Raw genomic sequence first — 6,044 nt, 5'->3', positions numbered from 1 at the left:
CGACCCGAGACGCTGATCGAACGCGACCGGAACAGACCACAGCGACCACAGCCTCAATACAGAGAGTGACCACCCGATGTAAAGGAACAAGGTCAGGCACATCCGGCGGTGAGAAGGCGGGCGGGCCGTGAGGTTTCGGCGGGGTGGGGAGCAGGCGCTTCGGACGCATCCCGCCCGGGACGATCCCGCCCTGCCCGCCGCGCTGGAGGACGCTTGCATGGGGCGGTGGGAAGGGCCCCGGGATCTGCTCGCGGCGACCGGGGGCGACTGGGACCGGCGCGTCTTCCGGCTCCAGGTGCTGGCGCGGGCCGGCGCGACGCTGCGGTTCGCGGACACCTGGGCGCGGGCCGAGCCCGGGTCCGCCGACGCGCTCGCGCTGCTGGCGCACGTGCGGGCGCTGCGGTCGATGATCCGCGGGGTGGACGGGGGCCGCGCGGAGATGGAGCGGTCCTGGGCCACGTGCCTGGCCGCCGCCGAGGCCGCTCCGGCGGACCCCTCCCCCTGGGTGGTGATGCTCGCCCTGATCCGGGTGCACGCCCCCGGCCGGGAGATGCTGCGGCAGGTGTGGGCCGAGGTGGTGGCCCGTGATCCGTACAACCGGGAGGCGCACCACGAGGTCCTCACCTATCTCTTCGCGCGGAACCACGGTTCGGGCGCGGAGATGTTCCACTGGGCGCAGGAGCGGGCGGACACCGCGCCCAAGGGGCTGCCGATCGCGGTGCTGCCGCTGGTGGCGGTGGCGGAGTCGCACCGGCAGCGGACGCGGACCGAGACCGGCGGCCACGGCCTGAGCATCCACCCCTGGATCGACTGCCCGCACATCGACCAGGTGCTGGAGAACTGGTGGCACCACCGGCCGCCGCGCCCGCACGCGCAGTTCATGGACGACGCGAACCATCTGGCGCACGCGCTCGCCTTCGCCGGGCGCCATGCCGAGGCGTACGACGTCTTCCGGGCGATCGGGCCGTACGCCACCGATGAGCCCTGGTCGTCCTGCGGGGACGCGCCGGAGCTCTTCCTCCGGCACCGGGCGTGGGCGGCCCGCGCCGTCCGGCCCGGGAGCGAACGGCACACCTGACGAAAACGGAACACCTGAAAAAGAAGAAGCGCACCGCACATTCCTTGACCGCCGTTCATCGGAACGATCACGAGAGAGAGAATCGCGTGCCACTCGACGTACCCGGCGTTTCCGACGAAGAGCGTCTGCGACAGCTCGGCTATACCCAGGTGCTGGCCCGGCGGATGTCCGGGTTCGCGAATTTCGCCGTCTCGTTCACGATCATCTCGGTCCTCTCCGGGTGCATGACGATGTACGGCTTCGGCATGCGGACCGGCGGCCCGGCGATGCTCATGTGGGGCTGGGTCGGTGTCGGTGCGATGACGCTGGTCGTCGGGCTGGCGATGGCGGAGGTGTGCTCCTCCTATCCGACCTCGGCGGGGCTGTATTTCTGGGCGCACCGGATGGCGCCCGAGCGGTCGCGGGCGGCGTGGGCGTGGTTCACCGGGTGGTTCAACGTGCTGGGGCAGATCGCGTGCACCGCCGGCGTCGATTTCGGGGCGGCGTCCTTCCTCAACGCCTATCTGGACCTTCAGTTCGGTGTCGCGGCGACGCCCGGCCACACGATCGCCCTTTTCGGTGCCGTGCTCGTGCTGCACGCCCTGCTGAACACCTTCGGCGTCCGGCTGGTCGCCTTTCTGAATTCCGTGAGCGTGTGGTGGCATCTGCTGGGTGTGCTGCTGATCGTCGGGGCGCTGGCCTTCGTGCCGGACGGGCACCGGTCGACGTCGTTCGTCTTCACGCGTTTCGTGAACGACACGGGCTGGGGCTCGGGCCTTTATGTGGGGCTGCTGTCGTTGCTGGTGGCGCAGTACACCTTCACCGGCTACGACGCGTCCGCCCATATGACGGAGGAGACGAACGACGCCTCGGTGTCCGGGCCGCGGGGCATCGTGCGCTCGATCTGGGTGTCGTGGATCGCGGGTTTCGTGCTGCTGGCCGGGATGACGTACGCGATCCAGGACTGGGCGGGCTCGGTGGGCACCGGGACCGGGGTGCCGCCGGCGCAGATCTTCATGGACGCGCTGGGCGCCTCGGCGGGGAAGCTGCTGCTGCTCGTGGTGATCGTCGCGCAGCTGTTCTGCGGGATGGCGTCGGTGACGGCCAACTCCCGGATGATCTACGCGTTCTCGCGGGACGGCGCGCTGCCCTTCGCGCGGGTCTGGCACCGGATCAACCCGCAGACGCGCACGCCCACCAACGCGGTGTGGCTGGCGGCACTCGGCGCCTTCCTGCTGGGGCTGCCGTATCTGGTCAACTCCACGGCGTACGCGGCGGTCACCTCGATCGCCACGATCGGCCTCTACATCGCCTACGCGGTGCCGACCCTGCTGCGGCTCCGCAAGGGCGCGGCGTTCGAGCGCGGGCCGTGGCACCTGGGGCGGTGGTCGAGGCCGGTCGGGATCACCGCGATCTCCTGGGTGGCGGTGATCACGGTGCTGTTCATGCTGCCGCAGTCCGGGCCCGTCACCGTCGACACGTTCAACTACGCGCCGATCGCGGTGGCCGCGGTGGTGGGCTTCGCGGGCGTGTGGTGGCTGGTGTCGGCCCGCCACTGGTTCCTGGACCCGCGGCACCCGCGGCACGCGGCGCCCGCCGGGCGGCAGGCCGGACCGCCGCCGATGGACGCGTTCCGCTGGTAGCCCCGGTCGCGGACGGACCCGCCGCGTGCGGTGCGGCGGGTCCGCGGGATCGGTTCCGCGTGCGGGCGGCGAAGGGTGTCAGATCTTGGGGTAGCCGAAGGCGTAACCCCGCTCCTTGAGCCAGGGGATGATCTGGTCGAGGGCGGCCACGGTCTGGCCGCGGTTACCGCCTCCGTCGTGGAAGAGGATGGTGGGCCCGTCCCGCAGGCCCTGGTGCACGGCGTCGACGATCCGCTCGACGCCGGGGTTGGTCCAGTCACGCGTGTCGACGTTCCAGCCGAGCGGGCGCATCCCGTGGGAGGCCGCGACCTCGCGGCTGTACGGGGTGAACGCGCCGCCGGGAGCGCGGTAGTAGAGCACCCGGGCACCGGGGCCCGCCGCGTCCAGGATCATCTGCTGGGCGTCGAGGACCTGTTGCCGCTGATAGGGCTCGGGGCGCTGGTCCATGGCCGTGTTGTGGTCCACGGAGTGGTCGCAGAGCCGGTGACCGGCGGCGACCACCTTTTTGACGAGCTCGGGATACTCCTTCGCGCGCGAGCCGATGATGCAGAAGGTGGCCTTCACGTCGTACTTCTTCAGTACGTCCAGCACCTTGGACGTCCAGATGGGTTCCGGACCGTCGTCTATGGTCAGGTTGACGGCCTTGCCCGGGGTCTCCGACTCGTGAGTGATCGCGTCCGACACCCGGGCCGGTGCGGCCGGTGCGGCCGGCGGCCGGGGCGAGGACGCCGCCCGCGCCGGGCTCCGCTCGCCGTCCTGGCGGTGTGCCGGTTTCCCCGGATCCTCCGTGGCCATGGCCACGCAACCCGGTATGGTCGCGGCGAGCGCCAGGATCGATACCGCCGTCATCACGACGTGCCGCGCGCGGGCGTTGAGACGTGCCATGAACTTCCCCTCCCTCGGTGCGAGTTGCCCCGCTGGTGCACAGCAAGGACGCCCATACCGAAAAGAAGGTTCCAACCGGTCACAAGACCTACACATCGCGTTATCGGCCCCAACGTCCTCCCCGGGCAAAGTGGAGTGACATCTTCCGGATCAGCTCCCCGCCGTCTCCCCCGCACCGTCGGCGATCACCGCCGCCACCTCCGCCCGGCGCGCCGCCTCCTCGGCGGCGAAGCGCCGGGCGTCGAGCCGCTCGGCCGCCTCCTCGTCCTGGGCCATGAGGAGGTCGAGGCTGCTGTCGCCGAGTTCGAGCACGCCCATGTCGACGTACGCGCGCTGGAGCCGCTCGCCCCACAGGCCGATGTCCTTCACACAGGGGACGATGCGGCTGAAGAGCAGCTTCCGGAAGAGCCGCAGGAATTCCGACCGTTCGCTGAGCTCGACGGCGTCGGCCTGCGGTATGCCGAAATCGGTGAGCACCACCTCTCCGCGCAGCCGGTCCCGCATCAAGTAACAGCCCTCGATGACGAATTCCTCGCGCTCGCGGCGCTCGGCATCGGTCAGCTGCCGGTAGTGGTCGCGCAGCGCCATGCGGCCGAAGGCGACGTGGCGGGCCTCGTCCTGCATGACGTACGCGAGGATCTGCTTCGGCAGCGGCTTGTCCGTGGTGTCGCGCAGCATGCCGAAGGCGGCGAGGGCGAGGCCCTCGATGAGCACCTGCATCCCCAGACAGGGCATGTCCCAGCGCGAGTCCCGCAGGGTGTCGTCCAGCAGCGAGGCGAGGCTGTCGTCGATGGGGTAGAGCAGCCCGACCTTCTCCCGCAGGAAGCGGCTGTAGATCTCCGCGTGCCGGGCCTCGTCCATGACCTGGGTCGCGGAGTAGAACTTCGCGTCCAGGTCGGGCACGGACTCCACGATGCGCGCCGCGCACACCATGGCGCCCTGCTCGCCGTGCAGGAACTGGCTGAACTGCCAGGAGGCGTAGCGGCGGCGCAGCTCGCGCTTGTCGGCCTCACTCATCCGCGCCCAGTAAGGGGTGCCGTGGACGGGCAGGTTCTGGTCCGGGACGCCGAGCGGGTCGCAGGGGTCGACGGGCAGGTCCCAGTCGATCCGGGTGACGGCGTCCCACTGCTTGTCCTTGCCCTTCTGATAGAGGGCCAGGAGGTTGTCCCTGCCGCCCCCGTAGTCCCAGGCGAAGCGGGCGGCGCCGGTGGCGGGCACCGCCCAGGTGGAGTCTTCCGGGTCGTGGGCGTAGGAGTTCCGCTGTGTGAGATCCCGCGTCGTCATGACGCCTCCCGTCCCTGATGTGGCCCGCATGTCCCTTGCGCGGGTGGACAGTTGGCAGGCTCACACGGTGGTTACCGCCGGGTCAATGACCGGGTGGCCGGTCCTGTGCGCGTAAGCCGGAAGCTTGCGCGAGGGGGATTGACGTCCTTGCTGACAAGCAGTCTCATAAGCGGGTGACCGCGGGTAACCGACAGACGAGGTGTCCTCAGCCATGACCACCGAGACCGCACGAGAGCCGCTCCGGGACGCGCTCGGCCTGCTCAAGGACCGCGAGAGCACGGCCGAACGCCTGCTGGAGTCCTCGGCGAAGCACTCCTTCGACCCCGACACCGAACTGGACTGGGACGCGCCCCTCGAAGAGGGCAAGTGGTTCTGGCCGCCCGAGCTGCTCTCCCTCTACGGCACCCCGATGTGGCGGAGAATGCCGGAGGAGCAGCGCCTGGAGCTCTCCCGGCACGAGGCCGCGTCGCTCGCCTCGCTGGGCATCTGGTTCGAGATCATCCTCATGCAGCTGCTGGTCCGGCACATCTACGACAAGCCGGTCGGCAGCGCGCACGTCCGCTACGCGCTCACCGAGATAGCCGACGAGTGCAGGCACTCCAAGATGTTCGCCCGCATGGTCGAGAAGTCGGGTGCGCCCACCTATCCGGTCTCCGGGCTGCATCACAATCTGGCCAGGATTCTCAAGTCCGTCTCCACCACGCCCGGTTCCTTCGCCTGCACCCTCCTCGGCGAGGAGATCCTCGACTACATGCAGCGCCTGACCTTCCCCGACGAGCGCGTGCAGAGCGTCGTCCGCGGCGCCACCCGCATCCACGTCGTGGAGGAGGCGCGCCACGTCCGCTACGCGCGCGAGGAACTGCGCCGCCAGATGGTGACCTGCCCGCGCTGGGAGGCGGGCCTGACCCGGCTGAGCTCCGGCGAGGCGGCCCGCGTCTTCTCCCTCGCGTTCGTCAACCCCGCCGTCTATACGAACGTGGGCCTCGACCGCCGCGAGGCCGTCGCCCAGGTGCGGGCGAGCAGCCACCGGCGGGAGGTCATGCAGGCGGGCGCGAAGCGGCTGACGGACTTCCTGGACGAGATCGGGGTGATGCGCGGGGTCGGGCGACGGCTCTGGCAGAGCTCCGGCCTGCTCGCGCGGCCCTGACACGGCCCGGCCCGCCGGCGCGGACGTG

Annotated in this window: 5 protein-coding genes; 3 read left to right on the top strand and 2 right to left on the bottom strand. The window is 70.3% G+C overall.

What is annotated here, in order from left to right:
- Positions 1–217 precede the first annotated feature (217 nt).
- Together ACH427_RS18260 and ACH427_RS18255 are read left to right on the top strand one after the other, a co-directional pair.
- The gene (locus tag ACH427_RS18260) at positions 218–1,078 is read left to right on the top strand and encodes a hypothetical protein (RefSeq protein ID WP_398870491.1); all 861 of its coding nucleotides are present in this window, start codon (positions 218–220) and stop codon (positions 1,076–1,078) included.
- An 86-nt stretch (positions 1,079–1,164) separates the two neighbouring features.
- Positions 1,165–2,700 (top strand): amino acid permease, encoded by a 1,536-nt coding sequence (locus ACH427_RS18255; protein WP_398870490.1) that lies wholly within the window; start codon positions 1,165–1,167, stop codon positions 2,698–2,700.
- Positions 2,701–2,778: 78 nt separating this feature from the next.
- On the opposite strand, the gene ACH427_RS18250 is transcribed toward ACH427_RS18255, so the two are convergent.
- Positions 2,779–3,585, bottom strand: coding sequence for a polysaccharide deacetylase family protein (locus ACH427_RS18250; RefSeq protein WP_398870489.1), 807 nt, complete (start codon positions 3,583–3,585; stop codon positions 2,779–2,781).
- Positions 3,586–3,735: 150 nt separating this feature from the next.
- Complete coding sequence (locus ACH427_RS18245) at positions 3,736–4,869, bottom strand: ferritin-like domain-containing protein (protein ID WP_398870488.1); 1,134 nt, start codon at positions 4,867–4,869, stop codon at positions 3,736–3,738.
- Between the two features lie 211 nt (positions 4,870–5,080).
- Here ACH427_RS18245 and ACH427_RS18240 point away from each other — a divergent pair, with 211 nt between their 5' ends.
- Positions 5,081–6,016, top strand: coding sequence for a diiron oxygenase (locus ACH427_RS18240; protein ID WP_398870487.1), 936 nt, complete (start codon positions 5,081–5,083; stop codon positions 6,014–6,016).
- The last annotated feature ends 28 nt before the right edge of the window (positions 6,017–6,044 follow it).

The organism is Streptomyces sp. NPDC020379, from assembly GCF_044387105.1.
Taxonomy (GTDB): domain Bacteria; phylum Actinomycetota; class Actinomycetes; order Streptomycetales; family Streptomycetaceae; genus Streptomyces.
The sequence above is the reverse complement of the archived record's forward strand: the minus strand, read 5'-3'. Positions and strand labels throughout refer to the sequence as shown.

Excerpts from the sequence above, each read along its gene's own strand:
- ACH427_RS18260 (WP_398870491.1), top strand. The coding sequence starts at position 218 with ATGGGGCGGTGGGAAGGGCCCCGGGATCTGCTCGCGGCGACCGGGGGC.
- ACH427_RS18250 (WP_398870489.1), bottom strand. The coding sequence starts at position 3,585 with ATGGCACGTCTCAACGCCCGCGCGCGGCACGTCGTGATGACGGCGGTA.
- ACH427_RS18245 (WP_398870488.1), bottom strand. The coding sequence starts at position 4,869 with ATGACGACGCGGGATCTCACACAGCGGAACTCCTACGCCCACGACCCG.
- ACH427_RS18240 (WP_398870487.1), top strand. The coding sequence starts at position 5,081 with ATGACCACCGAGACCGCACGAGAGCCGCTCCGGGACGCGCTCGGCCTG.